The 21,356-nt window shown below is 72.0% G+C and carries 17 protein-coding genes and 1 pseudogene; 13 read left to right on the plus strand and 5 right to left on the minus strand.

The features are described 5' to 3' along the window. Window positions 1–2: 2 nt before the first annotated feature. Window positions 3–2,135, plus strand: a complete 2,133-nt coding sequence (locus B2K11_RS13255; protein ID WP_163618756.1) for a DEAD/DEAH box helicase — start codon at window positions 3–5, stop codon at window positions 2,133–2,135. Between the two features lie 9 nt (window positions 2,136–2,144). Here B2K11_RS13255 and B2K11_RS13260 read toward each other — a convergent pair whose 3' ends face one another. After that, window positions 2,145–2,741 (minus strand): hypothetical protein, encoded by a 597-nt coding sequence (locus tag B2K11_RS13260; protein WP_163618757.1) that lies wholly within the window; start codon window positions 2,739–2,741, stop codon window positions 2,145–2,147. A 216-nt stretch (window positions 2,742–2,957) separates the two neighbouring features. On the opposite strand from B2K11_RS13260, the gene B2K11_RS13265 reads away from it, so the two are divergent. The 6 genes from B2K11_RS13265 (at window position 2,958) to B2K11_RS13290 (ending at window position 10,954) form a co-directional block, all read left to right on the plus strand. Next, window positions 2,958–3,818: a sulfurtransferase gene (locus tag B2K11_RS13265; protein ID WP_163618758.1), complete on the plus strand. Its 861-nt coding sequence runs from the start codon at window positions 2,958–2,960 to the stop codon at window positions 3,816–3,818. After that, window positions 3,815–4,432, plus strand: coding sequence for an FMN reductase (msuE, locus tag B2K11_RS13270; protein WP_239526040.1), 618 nt, complete (start codon window positions 3,815–3,817; stop codon window positions 4,430–4,432). Before B2K11_RS13265 ends, msuE begins: the two co-directional genes overlap by 4 nt. A gap of 193 nt (window positions 4,433–4,625) precedes the next feature. Then, window positions 4,626–5,840, plus strand: coding sequence for a pyridoxal-phosphate dependent enzyme (locus B2K11_RS13275; RefSeq protein ID WP_239526042.1), 1,215 nt, complete (start codon window positions 4,626–4,628; stop codon window positions 5,838–5,840). Further along, window positions 5,837–6,997, plus strand: a complete 1,161-nt coding sequence (locus B2K11_RS13280; protein ID WP_163618759.1) for a cystathionine gamma-synthase — start codon at window positions 5,837–5,839, stop codon at window positions 6,995–6,997. Before B2K11_RS13275 ends, B2K11_RS13280 begins: the two co-directional genes overlap by 4 nt. A gap of 146 nt (window positions 6,998–7,143) precedes the next feature. Then, the gene (locus B2K11_RS13285; RefSeq protein WP_163618760.1) at window positions 7,144–9,201 is read left to right on the plus strand and encodes an NAD(P)-binding protein; all 2,058 of its coding nucleotides are present in this window, start codon (window positions 7,144–7,146) and stop codon (window positions 9,199–9,201) included. Between the two features lie 193 nt (window positions 9,202–9,394). Further along, a complete protein-coding gene (locus B2K11_RS13290; protein WP_163618761.1) occupies window positions 9,395–10,954 on the plus strand; it encodes an SLC13 family permease in 1,560 nt (519 codons plus the stop codon). Window positions 10,955–11,015: 61 nt separating this feature from the next. On the opposite strand, the gene B2K11_RS13295 is transcribed toward B2K11_RS13290, so the two are convergent. Beyond that, window positions 11,016–12,044 carry an SDR family NAD(P)-dependent oxidoreductase gene (locus B2K11_RS13295; RefSeq protein WP_163618762.1) on the minus strand — a complete coding sequence of 343 codons (1,029 nt, stop codon included), beginning with the start codon at window positions 12,042–12,044 and terminating at the stop codon, window positions 11,016–11,018. Window positions 12,045–12,155: 111 nt separating this feature from the next. Between B2K11_RS13295 and B2K11_RS13300 the strand changes: the two genes are divergently transcribed. Together B2K11_RS13300 and B2K11_RS13305 are read left to right on the plus strand one after the other, a co-directional pair. Next, complete coding sequence (locus B2K11_RS13300) at window positions 12,156–12,731, plus strand: TetR/AcrR family transcriptional regulator (protein WP_163618763.1); 576 nt, start codon at window positions 12,156–12,158, stop codon at window positions 12,729–12,731. Between the two features lie 20 nt (window positions 12,732–12,751). Further along, entirely contained in the window at window positions 12,752–13,078 is a 327-nt protein-coding gene (locus tag B2K11_RS13305) for an ATP-dependent DNA ligase (protein WP_163618764.1), read from the plus strand. Window positions 13,079–13,312: 234 nt separating this feature from the next. Here B2K11_RS13305 and B2K11_RS13310 read toward each other — a convergent pair. From B2K11_RS13310 to B2K11_RS13320, 3 genes and pseudogenes are all read right to left on the minus strand, one after another. Further along, window positions 13,313–13,603, minus strand: a pseudogene (locus B2K11_RS13310) (hypothetical protein); the annotation flags it as partial. A gap of 37 nt (window positions 13,604–13,640) precedes the next feature. Then, window positions 13,641–15,092 (minus strand): aspartate aminotransferase family protein, encoded by a 1,452-nt coding sequence (locus B2K11_RS13315; RefSeq protein WP_163618765.1) that lies wholly within the window; start codon window positions 15,090–15,092, stop codon window positions 13,641–13,643. Window positions 15,093–15,365: 273 nt separating this feature from the next. Continuing rightward, window positions 15,366–16,364: a substrate-binding domain-containing protein gene (locus B2K11_RS13320; RefSeq protein WP_239526050.1), complete on the minus strand. Its 999-nt coding sequence runs from the start codon at window positions 16,362–16,364 to the stop codon at window positions 15,366–15,368. Window positions 16,365–16,457: 93 nt separating this feature from the next. On the opposite strand from B2K11_RS13320, the gene B2K11_RS13325 reads away from it, so the two are divergent. Genes B2K11_RS13325 through B2K11_RS13340 form a run of 4 tightly spaced genes read left to right on the plus strand, consistent with a single transcriptional unit; the run spans window position 16,458 to window position 20,984 of the window. Further along, the gene (locus tag B2K11_RS13325; RefSeq protein WP_163618766.1) at window positions 16,458–17,687 is read left to right on the plus strand and encodes a Gfo/Idh/MocA family oxidoreductase; all 1,230 of its coding nucleotides are present in this window, start codon (window positions 16,458–16,460) and stop codon (window positions 17,685–17,687) included. Then, window positions 17,684–18,376 carry a ThuA domain-containing protein gene (locus B2K11_RS13330; protein ID WP_163618767.1) on the plus strand — a complete coding sequence of 231 codons (693 nt, stop codon included), beginning with the start codon at window positions 17,684–17,686 and terminating at the stop codon, window positions 18,374–18,376. Before B2K11_RS13325 ends, B2K11_RS13330 begins: the two co-directional genes overlap by 4 nt. After that, window positions 18,361–19,482 (plus strand): Gfo/Idh/MocA family oxidoreductase, encoded by a 1,122-nt coding sequence (locus tag B2K11_RS13335; RefSeq protein WP_163618768.1) that lies wholly within the window; start codon window positions 18,361–18,363, stop codon window positions 19,480–19,482. The genes B2K11_RS13330 and B2K11_RS13335 overlap by 16 nt, the downstream gene beginning before the upstream one ends. Beyond that, window positions 19,479–20,984, plus strand: coding sequence for an alpha-L-arabinofuranosidase C-terminal domain-containing protein (locus tag B2K11_RS13340; RefSeq protein ID WP_163618769.1), 1,506 nt, complete (start codon window positions 19,479–19,481; stop codon window positions 20,982–20,984). The genes B2K11_RS13335 and B2K11_RS13340 overlap by 4 nt, the downstream gene beginning before the upstream one ends. The last annotated feature ends 372 nt before the right edge of the window (window positions 20,985–21,356 follow it).

The following is a 21,356-nucleotide window of genomic DNA, read 5'->3' on the forward strand; positions in this document are numbered from 1 at the left end:
CCGTGACAGCCACCACCACGACCCGCACCGAGGCCCTCGAGGTGCTGCGCGCGCTCGTCGGGCGCGACGACGCCGACTTCCACGACGGGCAGTACGAGGCGATCGAGGCCCTCGTCGACGACCGCCGGCGGGCACTCGTGGTGCAGCGCACCGGGTGGGGCAAGTCGGCGGTCTACTTCGTCGCGACGCTGCTGCTGCGCCGCCGCGGCGCCGGGCCGACGGTGCTCGTCTCGCCGCTGCTCGCGCTCATGCGCGACCAGATCGCGGCGGCCGCCCGGGCAGGGGTGCGCGCGGTGAAGATCGACTCCACCAACGCCCACGAGTGGAGCGACGTGCTCGCCCAGCTCGATCGCGACGAGGTGGATGTGCTGCTCGTCTCGCCCGAGCGGCTCAACAACCCGGCGTTCCGCGACGAGCAGCTGCCGCAGCTCGTCGCGCGCATCGGACTGCTCGTGGTCGACGAGGCGCACTGCATCAGCGACTGGGGTCACGACTTCCGCCCCGACTACCGGCGCCTGCGCGACCTCATCGCGCGCATGCCCGCCGGCGTGCCGGTGCTCGCGACGACGGCGACGGCGAACAGCCGTGTCGTGTCGGACGTCGCCGAGCAGCTCGATGCCGGCAGCGCCGAAGGTCGGGGGACGGATGCCGCGGCATCCGAAGTCCTGACGATCCGCGGTCCGCTCGCGCGAGCCTCGCTGCGGCTCGGGGTGCTGCGTCTGCCCAATTCTCCGAGCAGGCTCGCCTGGCTCATCAGCCACCTCGGCGACCTGCCTGGCTCGGGCATCATCTACACGCTGACGGTCGCGGCGGCCGACGACACGGCGCGCCTGCTGCGCGACCGCGGCTACGACGTGCGGGCCTATACGGGGCAGACCGACACCGACGAGCGCGAAGAGTCCGAGGCGCTCCTGAAAGACAACCGCGTCAAGGCGCTCGTGGCGACCAGCGCGCTCGGCATGGGGTTCGACAAGCCCGATCTCGGCTTCGTGGTGCACCTGGGCGCGCCGTCGTCGCCGGTGTCGTACTACCAGCAGGTCGGTCGCGCAGGGCGCGCCACCGCGTCGGCCGACGTGCTGCTGCTCCCCGGAGTCGAGGACCGCGACATCTGGCAGTACTTCGCCACGGCGTCGATGCCCGACCGCGACCGCGCGGAGCGCGTGCTCTCGGCCCTCGCCGCGGCGGGCGGGCCGATGTCGACGCCCGCGCTGGAAGCGGTGGTCGACATCCGCCGCACGCCGCTCGAGCTGCTGCTGAAGGTGCTCGACGTCGACGGTGCGGTCGCCCGCGTGCGCGGCGGGTGGATCGCGACCGGCGAGCCGTGGACCTACGACGAGGAGCGTTATCGCCGCATCGCGGCCGAGCGGGTCGCCGAGCAGCAGCACATGATCGAGTACGAAGAGACGTCGGGCTGCCGCATGGAGTTCCTGCAGCGCTCGCTCGACGACGACACCGCGGTGCCCTGCGGGCGGTGCGACAACTGCGCGGGCGCATGGTTCCCGACGGAGATCGCCGCCGGAGCGACGGATGCCGCCGCCGCCGCCCTCGACCGCGTCGGCGTGCCGATCGAGCCGCGGCGGCAGTGGCCGACCGGCGCCGATCGGCTGGGTGTGCCCGTCAAGGGCCGCATTCCCGTGGACGAGCAGGCGGGCGAGGGCCGTGCGCTCGCGCGGCTCACCGATCTCGGCTGGGGCGGCGTCCTGCGCGAGCTGTTCGCGGCAGGTGCCGCCGACGCGCCCGTGCCGCCGAACGTGCTGGCCGCGTGCGTGCGGGTGCTCGCGGAATGGGGCTGGGAGAGTCGTCCGGTCGCCGTCGTCGCGATGCCGTCTCGTGCGAAGCCGCAGCTGGTCGACTCGCTGGCCCGGGGTATCGCCGAGATCGGCCGACTGCCGTTCCTCGGTTCCCTCGAGCTCGTCGACGGGGGCCCCACGGGCCAGCCGGGCGGCAACAGCGCGTTCCGGCTCGCCGGGGTGTGGGATCGCGTCTCGGCCGTGGGTCTCGACATCCCCGCGGGTCCGGTGCTCCTCGTGGACGACCGGGTCGACAGCGGCTGGACCCTGACGATCGCCGCGCGTGAGGTCCGGCGCGCCGGGGCCGCCGCCGTGCTGCCGTTCGCCTTGGCGCTCCGCGGCTGACGGCGCCGCTCAGGCGCCGGTCGGGGGCTTCGGCCGGGGCCGGCGCACGATGAGGTAGATCACGGCTGCCGCGACGAGCAGGACCAGTACCAAAACCCACGGCACCCAGTTGATCGGCGACGCGGCGTTGTCGCCCGCGTCCGCGGTGGGCGACGGGGAAGCCGACGTCGGCGACGGCGACGGTGACGGCGACGGCGACGCGGTGGCGCTCGGCGTCGGTGCGGGTGTCGCCGTCGACTCCTGCCCGGGCGCCGTCGTGGGCTCAGGCGCCACTGGGGGCGCCGGCTCCGCCACGGTGGGCTCGGGCGTCGGCTCGGCGGTGGGCTCGGGCTCGGCGGTGGGCTCGGGCGGCGTGGTGGGCTCGGGCGCCGTGGTCGGCTCGGCGGTGGGCGCGGGCGACCGCGTCGGCAGGATCGGGGTGCGCGTGGGAAGCGCCGTGGGCAGGCTCGTGGGCCCGTCCGTCGGAAGCGTGGTCGGCAGAGCGGTCGGGAGCGGGATCCCGCCATTGCCACAGCCTGCCAACAGTGTGAGCGCGGCGGCGAGGGCGATCCCGGCGAGCACTCGGGCGGTGCGGGCGCCCCGCGGCGGCCTCGATTCGCGTGTCACGCGGGAATGCGGCATCCGATTCCTCCACTGGTGTCTTGGCCGCATGCTAGGCCCCCGCACCCGTACCGCCAGGCATTCGGGCCGAGACACACCGAACGCCCGATCCGAGGCGTCCCCGCCGGCCTGACTCCCCTCGTGTGACGTCGCGTGACGCCGTATCGCGGCGTGTGTCGTCACGGCGTTTCGCCGTTCGCGCCTGCCGACCAGCATGACCACATGCCTTCCCCACTCATCTCGCCGACCGAGCTGGCCGACCTCATCCGCGGCGGGACCCCGCCGCGGATCCTCGACGTGCGCTGGCGGCTCGACCGGCCCGAGGGCCGCCCGGAGTACCTCGACGGGCACCTGCCGGGCGCGGTGTACGTCGACCTCGACCACGAGCTGGCCCGCCGGGGCGACCCCCGTGAAGGGCGGCACCCGCTGCCGTCGCGCGCGCAGCTCGAAGCCGCGGCGCGGCGCTGGGGCATCCGCGACGGCGACACGGTCGTCGCGTACGACGACGTGCACTCCGTGGCCGCGGCGCGCGCATGGTGGGTGCTCACGCGGTCGGGGCTCGCCGACGTGCGTGTGCTCGACGGAGGGCTGCGCGGCTGGCTCGCCGAACGGCTGCCGCTCGAGACGGGCGATGTGTTGCCGAAGCCGCCGGGCGACATCGTGCTCGCTGAGATCACCGACGGCATCGCCGACATCGACGGCGTGGAGGAGTGGCCCGACCACGGCCTGCTCCTCGACGTGCGGGCACCGGAGCGGTATCGAGGAGACGCCGAGCCCCTCGACCCCGTAGGCGGTCACATCCCCGGCGCCGTCAACCTCCCGACGACCGTCCACCTGACGGCCGGCAGATTCCGCCCGCCCACCGAGATCCGCGCAGAGTTCGCTGCCGCCGGTGTCGCGGACGGTGTGGCGGTCGCGGCCTACTGCGGCTCCGGCATCGCCGCGACGCACACCGCACTGGCGGGCGCGCTGGCCGGCATCGACGTGGTCGTCTACCCGGGCTCGTGGAGCCAGTGGTCGCGCTCGCGCGGGCGTCTCGCCGCGGTCGGCCCGGCACCGTCGCTCGACGTGGTGCCGGTGTGACGGAGCCTGTCAAGGAATCCACGATCGGCTCGACGATCTGGGACCGCCCGATCCGCGTCGTAGGGGTGTCGGGGTCCCTCCAGGAGCCCAGCCGGACGACTGCTCTGGTCCGCAGCATCCTGGCGGGCGTCGCCCAGCGCATTCCCGCAGTGATCGAGCTCGTCGAGATCGCCGCCCTCGGGCCGGGATTCGCGGGGGCGCTGACGCGCGAGGATGTCGCACCCGAGGTCGAGGCCGCGCTGCAGGCGATCGAGTCCGCCGACCTGCTGATCGTGGCGAGCCCGGTCTATCGGGCGTCATTCACCGGGCTGTTCAAGCACCTGTTCGACTTCGTCGGCCAATACGACCTCGTCGGCACGCCGGTGCTGCTCGCGGCGACCGGCGGCGGCGAACGGCACGCGCTGATCATCGAGCACCAGCTGCGGCCGCTGTTCGGGTTCTTCCAGGCGCTCACGCTGCCGATCGGCGTGTACGCGTCGACAACAGACTTCGCGAACTACGAGCTGAGCTCGCCCGAGGTCGCCCGCCGCATCGTGCAGGCCGTCGACCGCTCGCTGCCGCTCGTGGAGCAGGCCGCGCTGGTCCGCAGATCGGAGTATGTCGCGACCTGGTGACCGCCTTCGTCGTCGACGCCTTCGCGCCCGGCCGTCGGGTCATCCTCGACGCCGCCGCGGTGAGCGTCTAGACTGGCGCCCGTGCTGACCTGTCGGTGTTGTCGCCCCTGCTGCTGAAGCGTTCGCTTCGCGCAGGCCCCCGCGACCCCGCCAACCCTCCGCGCTCCCGCGCGGCAACACTCCAGGACTCATCGTGCGTTACGCCCAGAGCGTGGCCGACCTCGTCGGCAACACCCCCCTCGTCCGCCTGACCCGCGTCACGGAGGGCATCGCCGCCACCGTGCTCGCAAAGGTCGAGTACTTCAACCCCGGCGGCTCCACCAAGGACCGCATCGCGCGCCGCATCATCGACGCCGCCGAGCGCGACGGGCAGCTCAAGCCCGGCGGCACGATCGTCGAGCCCACGAGCGGCAACACCGGCGTGGGGCTCGCCCTCGTCGCCGTGCAGCGCGGGTACCGCATGATCTTCGTTGTGCCCGACAAGTTCGCGGGTGCGAAGGTCGACGTGCTGCGGGCCTACGGTGCCGAGGTCGTGGTGACCGACACGAGCGTGCCGCCCGAAGACCCCCGCTCGTACTACAGCGTCTCCGACCGGCTCGTCCGCGAGATCCCGGGGGCGTTCAAGCCGAACCAGTTCGCGAATCCGAACGGGCCGCTGAGCCACTACGAGACGACCGGCCCGGAGATCTGGCACGACACCGACGGCCGGGTGACCCATTTCGTCGCGGGCATCGGCACCGGCGGCACGATCACGGGCACGGGCCGCTACCTGCACGAGGTGTCGGACGGCGGGGTGCGCGTGGTCGGAGCCGATCCCGAGGGGTCGATCTACTCGGGCGGCCCGCTGCACGGCTACCTCGTCGAGGGCGTCGGCGAGGATTTCTGGCCGGACAGCTACGACCCCGCGGTGCCCGACGAGATCCACCGCATCGGTGACGCCGAGACGTTCGAGATGACCCGTCGCCTCGCCCGCGAAGAGGGGCTGCTGGTGGGGGGATCGAGCGGGATGGCGGTCGTCGCGGCGCTGCGGACGGCCCGCGATCTGCCCGCCGACGCCGTCGTCGTCGTGCTGCTGCCCGACCATGGGCGCGGCTACCTCAACCGGTTCTACGACGACGACTGGATGCGCGACCACGGCTTCGACGTCCCGGCGGAGGTCTCGGTCGCGCGAGCCGGGGCTCCCGCGGAGGTTCCGGTCGTTGAGCGAGCTGAGGGTCCCGCGGAGGTTCCGGTCGTTGAGCGAGCTGAGGGTCCCGCGGAGGTTCCGGTCGTTGAGCGAGCTGAGGTTCCCGCGGAGGTTCCGGTCGTTGAGCGAGCGAGGAACGAGCGAGACGAAACGCCTGCACGCGGCGCACTCCCCGGCCCCGAGGCATCCGGAACCGTCCCCGAAGAAGGAGCACCCGCATGACCGAGCCCACGAAAGACCACGGCTTCGAGACCCGCGCGGTGCACGCCGGGCAGGCGTTCGACCCGACCACCGGGGCCGTGATCCCGCCGGTGCACTTCTCCACGACGTACGCACAGGACGGCATCGGCGGGCTCCGCGAGGGCTACGAGTACGGCCGGAGCGGCAACCCGACCCGCACGGCGCTCCAGACGCAGCTCGCCGCACTCGAAGGGGGTGCGCACGCGCTGTCGTTCGCGTCGGGACTCGCCGCCGAGGACGCGCTGCTGCGCGCCGCGCTCAAGCCCGGTGACGAGGTGCTGCTCGGCAACGACGTCTACGGCGGCACGTATCGCCTCATCGCCCGTGTGCTGGGCGCGTGGGGCATCGGCGTGCGCGTCGTCGACATGAGCGACCTCGACGCCGTGCGGGCGGCCCTCGAGGAGCGCCCGGCGCGCATCGTGTGGGTCGAGACGCCGAGCAACCCGCTGCTGCGCATCACCGACATCGCGGGACTGGCGCGCCTCGGGCATGACGCGGGCGCCCTCGTCGTGGTCGACAACACGTTCGCGTCGCCCGCCCTGCAGCAGCCGCTCGCCCTCGGCGCCGACGTGGTGGTGCACTCGACGACGAAGTATCTCGGTGGGCATTCCGACGTCGTCGGCGGCGCCCTGGTGCTGAACGACGAGGCCCTCTACGGCGAGGTGAAGTTCCTGCAGTTCGCGGTCGGCGCGGTCTCGGGTCCGCTCGATGCGTGGCTGACGACGCGGGGCATCAAGACGCTCGCCCTGCGCATGCAGCGGCACAGCGAGAATGCGCAGGCGGTGGCGGAGTTCCTGACCTCGCACGACCGCGTCGCCCGGGTGTACTACCCCGGCCTGCCGTCGCATCCCGGGCACGAGCTCGCCGCCGCCCAGATGAGCGGCTTCGGCGGGATCGTCTCGGTGGCGTTGGCGGATGCCGCTGCCGCTCGGCGTTTCGCCGAATCGACGCGTCTGTTCCAGCTCGCCGAGTCGCTCGGCGGCGTCGAGTCGCTCATGAACTACCCGGACGAGATGACGCACGCGTCGGTGCGGGGCACCGAGCTCGCCGTCCCGCCTGAGGTGGTGCGGCTGTCTGTCGGCATCGAGTCGGCCGCCGACCTCCTCGCCGACCTCGAGCAGGCCCTCGCCCGCCTCTGAATCACGCTCGCGCGCGGCCCCCGCGGATCCTCGTTCACTTGCGCTATATGTACGCGAAACGGCGGGCGCGGCGTACGTATAGCGCAAGTGAACAGGGGGGAAGCCGCGCGCGGGGCGGTGGCACGCGGGGACCTAGGCTCGGGGGCATGACCGCGAGCCCCGGCATCCGTTCGTCCGTCCTCGCGCAGCCGCTGCGCATCGGCGCGGTCACCGTGCCGAACCGCATCATGCAGACGGCGCACTCGAAGCAGTACTCCGACCGCGTCGAGTCCGACCGCGAGACCGCGTACTACGTGCGCCGGGCGCGCGGCGGCTGCGGGCTGTTCGTGGCCGGCAACCACTTCGTGCACCCGACCGGGTCGATCCGCGGATTCGAAGACGCCTACCGTGCCGAGGGCGTCGCCGCGTCGCAGCGGATGACGGATGCCGTGCACGAGGCGGGCGCGAAGATCTTCGTACAGCTCAACCACCACGGCGCGCAGGCGCAGCCCGACGGACCCGAGGGTCCCCGCGCGGTGTATGCCCCGTCGCGCATACTTTCGCCGTCGACCGCGCACGCCACCCGCGAGATGGACCGTGCCGATATCGCTGCGCTCGTCGAGGGCTGGGCGCTGTCGGCCGAGAACGCGCGAAACGGCGGGTTCGACGGCGTCGAGATCCACATGGCGCACGGCTACCTGCTGCACCAGTTCCTCTCGCCCCTCTACAACTCCCGTACGGATGAATATGGCGCCGGTGAGTACGGCGGCGACCTCGAGGGGCGCACGCGGTTCCCGCGCGAGGTGCTGCGGGCCGTGCGCGAGCGGGTGGGCGACGACTTCACCGTCGGCATCCGCATCGTCGCGAACGAGTTCCACCCTGACGGCATCGACGGCGCCGGCATGCGCGAGGTCATCGCGCGGCTGCGCGCCGACGTACGCATCGACTTCCTCGACCTCGCCGCCGGCGGCTACCACAACGTCCACTACGTCTTCCCGTCCTCGCCCATGCCGTACGCGTGGCTCCGCGACGACGTCGCAGCGGTGAAGGCCGCGAACCCCGACGTGCCGGTGTTCGGCGTCGGTGCCGCGCGCTCCGTCGAGGAGGCGGAGGAGGTCGTCGCCTCGGGAATCGCCGACATGGTGGCGCTCACGCGAGCGCAGATCGCCGACCCCGACCTCGGCCGCAAGCTGATCGGGCTCGAGCCGGTCGACGGCGCCGAGCGCGGCATCCGTCATTGCATCCGTCTGAATCAGGGATGCCTCGGCCGCGGCAGTCGGGGACTCGCGATGTCGTGCACGGTGAACCCGCTCGCCGGGCGTGAGCTCGAACGGCGCGAGCGGCCGCGCACGGCGTCGCCGCAGCGGTGGATCGTGGTCGGGGGAGGGCCGGCCGGCATGCGCGCCGCCGTCGAGCTCGCCACCGACGGGCACTCCGTGACCCTGATCGAACGGGCGCACGAGCTCGGCGGCCAGCTGCGGCTCGCTCGCCGCGTGCCGGGGCGCGAGAGCGTCGGGCTGCTCGTCGACGACCTCGTGCGCGACCTCGCCGTGGCGGGCGTCGAGGTGCGTCTCGGCGTCGATGCCACCGCCGAGACGCTGGGCAATGAAGCCGCGGACGGCATCGTGGTCGCCGCGGGCGCCGTCGCGCCGGCCGGCACGTCGCTCGCCCTCGGCGGCGCGTACACGGGCGGCTTCCCCGCCGCGGGCACCATCGACGCCTTCGCCGCGGTGTCGCCGGAGGCGGGCCGGGCGCCGCTCGGCCGGCGGATCGCCGTCGTGGATGCCGATGGCACGGCGTACGCCGCCGGGATCGTGCTGACGCTCCTCGAGCGCGTCGACGAGCTCGAGCTCATCACGCCCTTCGAGACGGTGTTCCCGCACATCGGCGCCGGGTACGACCGGCCGCTGCTGCTCGAGCGTCTGGGCGCGCACGGCGGCTTCCAGCGACGCCCGGCACACCGGGTGGAGGGGATCGAGCCCGGGGTGGTGACAGTGCGCGACACGCTCACCGGTGCCGTCGAGATGATCCCGGGCGTCGACGCGGTCGTCGCCATCGAGCCGCGCGCGGCAGTCGGCTTCCCCGGGTTGACCGCGGAGCCTCATGCCGCGCCGCGGGTCGTCGTGATCGGCGACGCCTTCGCCCCCCGCACCATCGACGCGGCGATCTTCGAGGCCGTCGAGCTCGCCTATGACGTCGCAGGACTGGCGGTCCTCCGCGGCTGATCGTTCGTGGCATGCATTCGTTCTCACGCCCCCGAACTCCGACCGGTTCACTTGCGCTGAACGTACACGGATCGCCGCGGGGAGCGTACGTTCAGCGCAAGTGAAGCGATTCACCGAGCGGCGATCGCGAGGCGGCTCCGCGAGGGCGGCTCCGCGGGGGCGGCTCCGCGAGCGCGGTGGCTACGCTGGGGCCGTGGATCCCGTCACCGCAACACTCGTCATCCTGGTGCTGGCGGTGATCGCGTTCGTGAGCAACCGCGTGCCGATCGGGATCGTCGCCATCGGCGTCGCGCTGGCGCTCTTCTTCACCGGCGTGCTGACGCTGCCCGAGGCGCTCGCGGGGTTCGGCGATCCGACCGTGGTGTTCATCGCCGCGCTGTTCGTGGTGAGCGAGTCGCTGGATGCGACCGGTGTCACGGCGTGGGCGGGGCAGAAGGTGATCGGCCGTGCCGGCACGAAGCGCACCACGCTCGTCCTCGTGACCGCCCTGCTGGTGGCGGGGCTGACGGCGCTCATCAGCATCAACGGCGCCGTCGCCGCGCTGCTCCCGCTCGTCGTGGTGGTCGCCGCCCGCGCCGGCATCGCCTCGTCGAAGCTGCTGATGCCGCTCGCCTTCGCGGCCTCCGCGGGCTCGCTCCTGCTGCTCACCGGCACGCCCGTCAACATCATCGTGTCGGAGTTCGCCGCCGGCGCCGGGGGACGGGAGTTCGGGTTCTTCGAATTCGCGCTGGTCGGCATCCCGGTGCTCCTCGGCACGCTCGTGATCCTGCTGCTCGGGGGTCGCCTGGTGCCGGAGCGGAAGGGTGCCATCATGCCCGTCGACCTGGTGCGGCATGCGCGCATGCTCCGCCAGCAGTATTCGCTCACGCTCGACACCGGCGTGCTCCTCGGCCCGAACACCGGAGTGACCGAGGTGGTCGTGGCACCGCGCTCGCCGCTGATCGGCACGCGCGTGTGCGCGGGTATGACGACACCCGACGGCGACCTCGTCGTGCTCGCGGCTCGGCGGGGCGACGAGCACCTCAAGGGCACCGAGTTCATCGTCCAGTCCGGCGATGCCCTGCTGCTCCAGGGAGCGTGGGACGACCTGACGCGGCGGGCCCAGGACCCCGCGGTGCTCGCGGTCGACGACCCGGCGCAGCTGCGCCGGTCGGTGCCGCTCGGGCGCGGCGCCAAGCGGGCGATCGGCATCCTGCTCGCGATGATCGTGCTGCTCGCCACCGGTCTGGTGCCGCCGGCGGTCGCCGCGCTGCTCGCGGCGTGCGCGCTCGTCCTCACCCGTACGGTCACCGTCACGGCGGCGTACCACTCGATCTCATGGACGACTGTCGTGCTCATCGCGGGGATGATCCCGCTCTCGACGGCCTTCAGCAGCACGGGCACGGCAGACCTCGTGGCCGACGGCATGCTGTCGCTGCTCGGCGACGCCGGTCCTCACGTCGCATTGCTCGCCCTGTGCGCGATCACCGTCGTGCTCGGCCAGCTGATCAGCAACACCGCGACGGTGCTCATCGTCGCGCCGATCGCCATCTCGGTCGCGCAGGCTCTCGACCTGTCGGTGCAGCCGTTCATGATGGCGCTCACTGTCGCCGGTGCGGCGGCGTTCCTCACGCCGATCGCGACGCCTGCGAACCTCATGGTGATGGAGCCGGCGGGGTACCGGTTCGGCGACTACTGGAAGCTCGGGCTGCCGCTCGCGCTGTTCTTCCTCGCCGTCGCCGTCTTCTACGTTCCGCTCATCTGGCCGTTCTGACCGCTGCGCCGGGTGATGCGCGACGCCCCGGTGGTTCGGGTCCACCGGGGCGTCGCGGGTCTCAGGCGGCCGACCAGCCGCCGTCGCTGGCCAGGTTCTGGCCGTTGACGTTGACGCCGTCATCGCTCAGCAGGAACGTGATCGACGCAGCCAGACGGTCCGGGGTCACCGGCGGCGCCATGACCGCCATGCCGGTGCGCACGCGGTCGGCGCCCAGCGGCGAGTTGAACTTCGCCTCGATGTTGGTGATCACGGCGCCGGGAGCGACGGCGTTGACACGGATGCCGCTCGGGCCGTACATGAACGCGCTCGACTTCGTGAGGCCGACGACGGCGTGCTTCGACGCGGTGTACGCGGCACCGGCGGCCGAGCCGCGGAGGGATGCCTCGGACGACGTGTTCACGATCGAGCCGCTGCCCTGCGCGAGCATCGCCGGGATGACGGCGCGCATGAGCTTCATCGTGCCGGTGACGTTCACGCGGAACACGCGATCCCAGACGGCGTCGGTGACATCGCCGACCGGGGTCATGTCGTCCATGATCCCGGCGATGTTGGCGAGGGCGTCGATCCTGTCGCCGGCCGCCTCGATGATGCGGGCGACGCCCTCATCGTCGGTGATGTCGGCGGTGAGCGCGACGACGTCCGCACCGCTGTGCGCGGCGACGAACTCGTCGAGGCGTTCCTGGCTGACGTCGACCGCGATCACCCGACCGCCTTCCCGCGCCACGCGCGAGGCGGTGGCACGGCCGATGCCGGAACCGGCGCCCGTGACGATGACGGTCTGACCCGTGAAGCGCCCAGCCGTGATCTTCTCGGCCCACTCGGCCTTCGGGGTCTCGGCGGCGGGCTCGGCGGCGACGGCGCCGGGGTTGACCTGTGCGATCAGCGCGTCGAGGGCTGCCTGCGGGAAGGCGCCGCCGCTCATGGCGACGAGGTTCGCGAGGGGAAGCGAGGCGATCGGCGCGAGCGCGTCGGCGCTCTGGCCGCCCTGGGCGAGGAGGCCGCGCAGTGCGGCGCCGCCGGCAGGGTCGTCGAGCCAGGTCTGGATGGTGGACGCTCCGGTGAGCGGAGCGGTGGTGGTGGTGCTCATGGCGTGTTCTTTCCCTTTCTTCATGCAGTGTGGGCGGGCTGCGGGTCCGGGGTGGAGGAACCTTCGGGGCGGCTCCTACCGGACGGCGTTGTCCGGTACTAGGCTACACCCGTGCCCAGCACCGCATCCCCCCGTGCGCATCCCCGCCAGAATCGTGGCCCCGCCGCCGCGGCCGACAATCGTCGTGCGCTCATCGCCGCCGCCCGCGAGGTCTATGCCGAAGGCGGCCTCGGCGCGCCGTTCAGCGCCGTCGCCAAGCGCGCCGGCGTCGGGCAGGGCAGCCTGTACCGCCATTTCCCCGATCGCACGGCCCTGGCCGTCGCCGTCTTCGAAGACAACGTGCGCGACCTCGAGGAGTACACCTCCGACCCCGAACGCACGATCGACGACCTGTTCGACCGCCTGGTCGAGCAGGCGGTCGTCTCGACCGCGTTCATCGAGCTCCTCACCGCCGATCTGACAGACCCTCGGGTGGCCGTCCTGGGCGCCCGCTTCCAGGCGCTGGTGGACCGTCTGGTGATCCGCGATCGCGAATCGGGTCGGGTCGGAACCCACATCGAGACCGATGACGTGACGCTCGCGGCAGGGATGCTGGCGACCGAGCTGGCCCGCGCGGATCCCGCACAGCGACCCGCCGTAGCGCGGCGTGCTCGCGCGCTTTTCGCTGCCGCATTCGCGCCGCGATGATCCGGCAGTAGGCTCCTGCCATGGGACGGTTCATCTACGACACGAACGCCAACTCGGTCGACATCGACGACCGCACGCTGGCACATCTGCGCATCGTGATGATGAACAAGCTGCGCCGGTCCGAGCCGTTCATGTTCGACGTCGAGATCGGCGACGGCAGCGGCCGCCGGAGCTTCTGGATCCACCCCTCGGTGCCGATCCAGTTCCACTTCTTCGGCAGCCGTCAGCCGCGCATCAACCGCAAATGGGTCGAGGATCTGATGCTCGCGGCCAGCGGACCGAGCGGGCTCACGATCCTTCCCGAGCCGAGCGAGGACGACGGGCCGGTCGCGCCGGAGGTTTCGTAAGAGCCGGTGCGGCGTCGAGCGGAGCGCTCACTTGCGGAGCGGTCCCGGCCGCTGCGGAAGGCCCAGCCGTCGCGACGCCTACGCGGTGACGTCGTCCGCCGTGACCTCGGTGCCGGCGACGGTCAGGCGGTCGACGTCGATGTGCTCGACGTCGACCTTGCCGAGCGATAGGTCTGCCCCGTCTCCGAGGCCCGCTGCGGCATCCGGCACCTCCACCGGCCCGGTGTCGAAGTGCTCGGCGACGAGCAGGATGCCGCCGGTCGAGCTGGCCGAGTTCGCGAGGTCCTCGATCCAGTCGCGGCTGAGCTGCGCGGGCTCGGGATCATCGAACACGAACCGGAGCGGGATCGACGGGTGCAGCCAGATCGTGCTGCGCCCGCGAGGCTGGTCGTCGGGGTGGGTCCAGGACACCGTGAAGCTCTCATCGCGTCGCAGCTTGGTCGCAATGACGACTTTGAGGTGCGCCAGTGCGCGGTCCTCGATGTGAATCGGCATCGCGCCGCCGCCGTAGTAGATCGTTCCCACGCGCCAACAATAACCCCGGGCGGCGAATGTTACCGCCTCAGAGGCGCGTCCACGCCTCCGTGAGCACGCTGCGGAGGATCTGCTCGATCTCGTCGAACTCCTTCGGCCCGATCGTGAGCGGCGGCGCGAGCTGGATCACAGGGTCGCCGCGGTCGTCGGCGCGACAGTACAGACCGGCGTCGAAGAGGCCCTTCGACAGGAACCCGCGCAGCAGTCGTTCGGACTCGTCGTCGTCGAACGTCTCCTTCGTCGCCTTGTCTTTGACGAGCTCGATCCCGAAGAAGTAGCCGTCGCCGCGCACGTCGCCGACGATCGGCAGATCCGTGAGCTTCTCGAGGGTGGACCGGAACAGCGGGGAGTATTCGCGCACCCGCTCGTTGAGGCCTTCCTCTTCGAAGATGTCGAGGTTCTCGAGTGCCACCGCGGCTGAGACGGGATGCCCGCCGAAGGTGTAGCCGTGGTAGAACGCGCGGTCGCCGTGGGCGAAGGGCTCGTAGATGCGGTCGCTGACGATGGTCGCGCCGATCGGGGAGTACCCGCTGGTCATGGCCTTCGCGCAGGTGATCATGTCGGGCACGTACCCGTAGGCGTCGCACGCGAACATGTGGCCGACGCGTCCGAACGCGCAGATGACCTCGTCCGACACGAGCAGCACGTCGTACTTGTCGCAGATCTGGCGGACGCGCTGGAAGTAGCCGGGAGGCGGCGGGAAGCAGCCGCCGGAGTTCTGCACGGGCTCGAGGAAGACGGCTGCGACGGTGTCGGGCCCCTCGAACTGGATCATCTCCTCGATGCGGTCGGCCGCCCACACGCCGAAGGCCTCGAGGTCGTCCGAGGGGGCGCCCATGTCGGCTGCCCGGTAGAAGTTCGTGTTCGGCACTCGGAAGCCGCCGGGGGTGACCGGCTCGAACATCTCCTTCATCGCCGGGATGCCGGTGATCGCGAGCGCGCCCTGCGGCGTGCCGTGGTACGCGACCGCCCGCGAGATCACCTTGTGCTTGGTGGGCTTGCCCTGGATCTTCCAGTAGTACTTGGCGAGCTTGAACGCGGTCTCGACGGCTTCGCCGCCGCCGGTCGAGAAGAACACCTTGTTGAGGTCGCCGGGCGCGTAGTCGGCGAGCCGATCGGCGAGCTCGATGGCCGCCGGGTGGGCGTACGACCAGATGGGGAAGAACGCCAGCTGCTCGGCCTGCTTGGCCGCCACCTCCGCCAGTCGCCGGCGACCGTGCCCTGCCGCGACGACGAACAGGCCCGACAGGCCGTCGATGTACTGCTTGCCCCGCGAGTCCCAGATGTGATGCCCCTCGCCCTTGACGATGATCGGCACCCCGGGACCCTCGGTCATCACCGACTGGCGGGCGAAGTGCATCCACAGGTGGTCTTTCGCCATCTGCTGCAGCTCCGACTCACTCCTCGCGGGGCGGTTGCTCCTCGAGGGGCGATCGCCGGGAGCCCCGCTGGGGGTAACGGATTGCGCGGTGGTGGACATGGAGGGCCTTCCGTCGGACGTGCTCCCACGCTACTCGCGTGCCCCGCGCGCCCGGTCGCGACGTTTCGTCCGGTTCGGATGCCGCGGCCGCCGGTCCGTCCGGATCCCGCGGCTGCCGGCATCCGCTCTTCTCTGTGGCTCGGGGTCTTCACCCCGTCACTCAACAGGTCAACCGCGACTCCACAGCAGGTTGGAACGGTTCAACCTCCTGCGGAAGCGCGGTTGACCTGTCGGGATCGGGTCGGGCGCGGAATCCGGGGACCCCGGGAGCGCTCAGGTGGAGCCGCGGGCGATGAGCTGCGTCGGGAGGACGATCGGCGAGGGCGGCAGCGCAGCGCCGGCGGCGGCGTCGGTGAGCGCGGTGACGGCGGCCGCCGCCATCTCGCGGATCGGCTGGCGGACGGTCGTGAGGGGTGGGGTGAGCCAGCGTGCGCCGCGCAGGTCGTCGAATCCGACGACGAGCACGTCGTCGGGAACCCGTCGCCCTGTGGCCGCCGCGGCCGCGTACACGCCGGCGGCCATCTCGTCGGAGCAGGCGAAGACGCCGAGCCGTTCGCCGGGCCGGAGACCGCGCAGGACGGGCAGGGCGGCCTCACAGGCGGACGCTCCGCCCCAGTCGGCCTGCACCGCCGTCAGATCGGCGTCCGGACGGACGAGTCGCAGCGCCTCGCGGAAGCCGGTGTTGCGCGCGCGACCGTACCGATACGGCGGCGATCCGAGCACGACCGCGAACCGGGTGGCGCCGCGTTCGGCGAGGTGCCTCGCCGCGGCCGCTCCGCCCTCGCGGTCCGTCGTGCGCACGCTGGTGAGGCCGCGTGACGTCTCGGCCTGCGGATCCATCAGCACGACCGGGATCTCGGCATCGTTCAGCGCCGCCAGCTGCGACGCGGTCGGCGAGATGAGCCCGAGCACCACCCCCGCCGATCCGCGCCGGCGGATCCGCATCGGCCAGTCGTCGTCGGGGGTGTCGCGCTCCTCTGTCAGCACGAGGTCGTAGCCGGCGGCAGCGGCGGCGCTGCGTGCGCCGGCCGTCACCTCGTCGGAGTAGGCGTTGTGGAACCAGCCGAGCACGAGGTCGACCAGGCGCGCCGACCCCGGCGGGCGTCCGCCCACGGCGGGGTCTCGGGTGTAGCCCAGCGCGCGGGCGGCGGCCAGCACACGGCGCCGGGTCGCGGGCGCGAGGTCGCCTCGACCCGACAGGGCGCGGGACGCGGTCGCCACGCTGACGCCGGCCGCCGCCGCGACCGCGGTGAGGTTCACGCGCGCAGACACGGCACCACCTTCGCGCAGGCCGAGGTTTTGCGCAACAATCTCGCGGTGCCGCGCGCGCGGTGGCATCGTCTGTGGCTGGAAAGGGCACACCCGATGACGACGACGACATCGCCGCTGCGGATCGCGCTGATCGGCACCGGCTTCATGGGCCGCATGCACACCCACGCCTGGCGCACCGCGCCGCGCTTCTTCGACCTGCCGCTCTCGGCGCAGCCGGTGCTGCTCGTCGGCCACCGCGCCGACGCGACCGCCGAGGCCGCCGCGCGCTGGGAGTGGCCGGAGCACACCGTCGACTGGCGGGAGGCCGTCGAGCGCGACGACATCGACGCGATCGACATCTGCACTCCGGGCGACACCCACGCCGAGATCGCGCTCGCCGCGCTGGCCGCCGGCAAGCACGTGCTCTGCGAGAAGCCGCTCGCGAACACGGTCGCCGAGGCGCAGGAGATGACGGATGCCGCGGCCGCGGCATCCACTCGCTCCGGCGTCGTGGCCATGTGCGGCTTCAGCTACCGCCGCACGCCCGCGCTCGCCCTCGCCCGCCGGCTCATCGAGGAGGGACGCGTCGGCGAGATCCGGCACGTCCGCGCCCAGTACCTGCAGGACTGGCTGAGCGACCCCGACTCGCCTCACACCTGGCGCCTGGATCGCGATCGGGCAGGCTCCGGCGCGCTGGGCGACATCGGGGCCCACAGCATCGACACCGCGCAGTGGCTCACCGGCCAGGACATCGCGTCGGTCTCGGCCACCATCCGCACCTTCGTCACCTCGCGGCCGCGCCGCTCGGCGGTGGAGGGGCTCGGCGGCGTCGCCGCCGACACCACCGACCGGCTGCCGGTCACCGTCGACGACGCCGCCGCCTTCACCGCCCGCTTCGACGGCGGCGCCCTCGGCGTCTTCGAGGCCACCCGCATGGCGACCGGCCGGCGCAACGCGAACCGCATCGAGATCAACGGCGACCGCGGCGCGATCGCGTTCGACTTCGAGCGCATGAACGAGCTCGAGGTGTACGACGCCGCCGACGACGACGCGCAGGGCTTCCGGCGCGTGCAGGTCACAGAGGCGCGGCATCCGTATGCCGGAGCCTGGTGGCCCGCCGGGCACGGACTGGGGTACGAGCACCTGTTCACGCACCAGGCCGTCGACTTCGTCCGCGCCGTCGCCGGCGAGATCCCGGTGTCGCCCACCTTCGCCGACGCGACGCAGGTGCAGCGCGTGCTGGCCGCGGTCGAGCAGAGCGCCGCCCACGACAGCATCCTCACGACGGTCGCGTCCGGCGCCGTCGACGCCCCCGAGCACCCCACGGAAGGGATCCCCTCATGACCCGCACCGCCCTCGTCGTCCGCGGCGGATGGGACGGCCATCATCCGGTCGAGGCGACCGAGCTGTTCCTCCCGTTCCTCCGCGAGAGCGGCTTCGACGTCTCGATCGAAGAGGACCCGCAGGCGTACGCCGACGCCGACCGCATGGCCGCGACCGACCTCGTGCTGCAGTCCGTCACGATGTCGCAGGCGTCGAACGAGGCTGTGCGCGGACTCCGCGACGCCGTGGCCGCCGGCACCGGGCTCGCCGGCTGGCACGGCGGCATCGCCGACTCGTTCCGCGCCAGCTCGGACTACCTGCAGCTCGTGGGCGGCCAGTTCGCCACCCACCCGTCGAAGCACCCCGAAGAGGTCCACGGCGACCCGGCCGACAACTACCTGGACTACACCGTCGAGCTCACGGACCTCGGCCGCAGGCACGAGATCACCGCCGGCATCGACGACTTCCGCCTCACCACCGAGCAGTACTGGGTGCTGCACGACGATCTCATCGACGTGCTCGCGACGACGACCCACCCGGTGCAGCCCTACCACCCGTGGCACCGGCCGATCGTCTCGCCCGCGGTGTGGACGCGCGAGTGGGGTCAGGGCCGCGTCTTCGTGTCGACGCCCGGGCACAGCCTCGACGTGCTGCAGGACCCGAACGTCCGCACGATCATCGAGCGCGGACTGCTATGGGCAGCACGGTGACGGGCGGCACGGTGCGCGACGTCGGGATCGTCGGGCTCGGGCACATCTCGGGTCAGTACCTCGAGACGCTCCAGGCAGCCCCGGGTGTGCGCATCGTGGCCGTGGCCGACCTCGACGCCTCGCGTGCGCAGGCCGCGGCCGAGCGCATCCCGGGATCCCGGGCGCTCACCACCGACGAGCTGCTCACCGACCCGGGCGTGGGCACGGTCCTCAACCTCACCATCCCCGCCGCGCACGCCGAGGTGGCGCTGGCCGCCATCGCGCACGGCAAGCACGTCTACGGCGAGAAGCCGCTGGCGGCGACCTTCGCCGACGCTGCGCGGGTGACGGATGCCGCGGCCGCCGCGGGCGTCCGCGTCGGGGGTGCGCCCGACACCGTGCTCGGCGCCGGTGTGCAGACCGCGCGCGCGGCGATCGACGACGGGCGGATCGGCCGGCCGGTGTCGGCATCCGCGATGTGGATCTCGGCGGGGCACGAGTCGTGGCATCCGCATCCCGACTTCTACTACCGCGAGGGCGGCGGCCCGCTCCTCGACATGGGCCCGTACTACGTCACCTCGCTCGTGCAGCTGCTCGGGCCCGTCGAGGCCGTGTCGGGCGCCGCGTCGCGCTCGCGCGACGTGCGCGTGATCGGCACCGGGCCGCGGGCGGGGGAGAGCATCGACGTCGACGTCGACACCCACCTCACCGGCATCCTGCATCACGCGTCCGGAGCGATCTCGACCGTGACCATGAGCTTCGACGGCGTCCGCTCGACCGCGGCGCCCATCGAGGTGCACGGCGTCGACGGGTCGCTGATCGTGCCCGATCCCAACATGTTCGAGGGCGACGTGCAGCTGCACGGCACCGGCGGGCCCGGCAGCGGCGGCTCGTGGCAGACCCTCGAGCCGTCGGCGGGTTATGCGGACTCCGGTCGCGGCATCGGCCTGCTCGACTTCGTCGCCGGTCACGGGCGGGCGAGTGGGGCGATCGCGCTGCACGTCCTCGAGATCATGACGGCCCTGTCGGCCTCGGCCGCATCCGGCGTGCGCGTTCCGCTGCGCACCACCGCGGCGCGCCCGTCGCTCGTTCCCCTCACCCCCGCATCCGACTGGAGAAATCTGTGACCACGGCCCGCGCCGTCATCGACCTCGACGTCCCCGGCGACGTCATCAGCCGCCACCTCTACGGCCACTTCGCCGAGCACCTCGGCCGCTGCATCTACGACGGCTTCTGGGTCGGCGAGGATTCCGCGATCCCGAACGTGCGGGGCATCCGCTCGGACGTCGTCGAGGCGCTCCGGGCGCTCGGCATCCCGAACCTCCGCTGGCCAGGGGGCTGCTTCGCCGACGAGTACCACTGGCGCGACGGCATCGGACCCCGCGAGAGCCGCCCGCAGATGATCAACTCGCACTGGGGCGACGTGGTGGAGAACAACCACTTCGGCACGCACGAGTTCATGGACCTGTGCGAGATGCTCGGCGCCGACGCGTACGTGAACGGCAACGTCGGCAGTGGCACCGTGCGGGAGATGAGCGAGTGGGTCGAGTACCTGACGCGCGACGGCGACAGCCCCATGGCGCGCCTGCGCCGTGAGAACGGGCGCGACGAACCTTGGAAGGTGCCGTTCTGGGGCATCGGCAACGAGGCGTGGGGCTGCGGCGGCAACATGACCGCCGAGCAGTACGCGCTCGAGGCGCGCCGCTACGGCACGTTCTGCCGCAACCACGGCGGCAACGAGCTCTACCGCATCGCCGCCGGCGCCTCCGACGACGACATCACCTGGACGCGCGCGCTCATCGAGTCGCTCGGATGCCTCACCTGCGGCTCGCAGCCGGCGCCGGTGTTCCAGGGCATCTCGTTCCACTACTACTCGCACGCCGGCGCGGGCATCAACACCGAGCCCGCCGTCGAGTTCTCGGCCGAGCAGTACTACGGCACGATGCGCAAGGCGATCGACATCGAGCGCGTCATCCGCCGGCACGAGGCCGTCATGGACTCGTACGACCCGGACCGGAAGGTGGGTCTCATCCTCGACGAGTGGGGCACCTGGTGGAACGTCGAGCCCGGCACCAACCCCGGCTTCCTGTTCCAGCAGAACACCGTGCGCGACGCCCTGGTCGCCGCCGTGCACTTCGACGCCTTCCACCGCCACGCCGGGCGCTTGAAGATGGCGAACATCGCGCAGACCCTCAACGTGCTGCAGGCGATGATCCTCACCGACGACGACGGCGCGATGGTGCTCACCCCGACCTACCACGTGTTCGAGATGAACCGCGGCCACCACGACGCGACCGCCCTGGCCGCGCACGTGCTCTCGTCGCCGGCCGCGGCGGACGGTGTGCCCGGCCTCTCGGTCTCGGCCTCGACCCGTGACGGGTCGGCGCTGCTGTCGCTGTCGAACCTGTCGCTCGAGGAGGCGCTGGACGTGCGGGTCGACCTGCGCGGCCGCTCGGCTTCGGTGCGTCGCGCCCGGGTGCTCACGGGGACGGATGCCGCAGCCCACAACACTCCCGGCACCCCCGACGCCGTCGCGCCCGCCTCGCTCGAGGCCTCGGTCGACGCGGGTGTGCTGACCGTGTCCCTGCCGCCGCACTCCTTCGCGACCGTGGAACTCGACCTGGCGTAGCCGCGGGCTCCGAGGCGTTTCGTCTCGGTCGCTGGCGCTCGCTCGCTCAACGACCGGGATCGTTCTCCCGGTCGTTGAGCGCTCCCTCGCTCAACGACCGAGATCGTTCCCCCGGTCGTTGAGCCTTCCCTCGCTCAACGATCGCGATTGTTCCCCCGGTCGTTGAGCGTTCCCTCGCTCAACGACCGAGATCGTTCCCCCGGTCGTTGAGCGCTCCCTCGCTCAACGATCGCGATTGTTCCCCTGGTCGTTGAGCGAGCGAGGAACGAGCGAGACGAAACGCCTGCAGCGCGGCGACATGGCCAGGTCCTGCCCAGGCCCAGCGGCGCCTGGTCGAGGTGCCGCGCCGGGTGGCGGCATCCGCTCGTCCCC

Source organism: Microbacterium sp. B35-30, from assembly GCF_010634855.1.
Classification (GTDB): Bacteria; Actinomycetota; Actinomycetes; order Actinomycetales; family Microbacteriaceae; genus Microbacterium.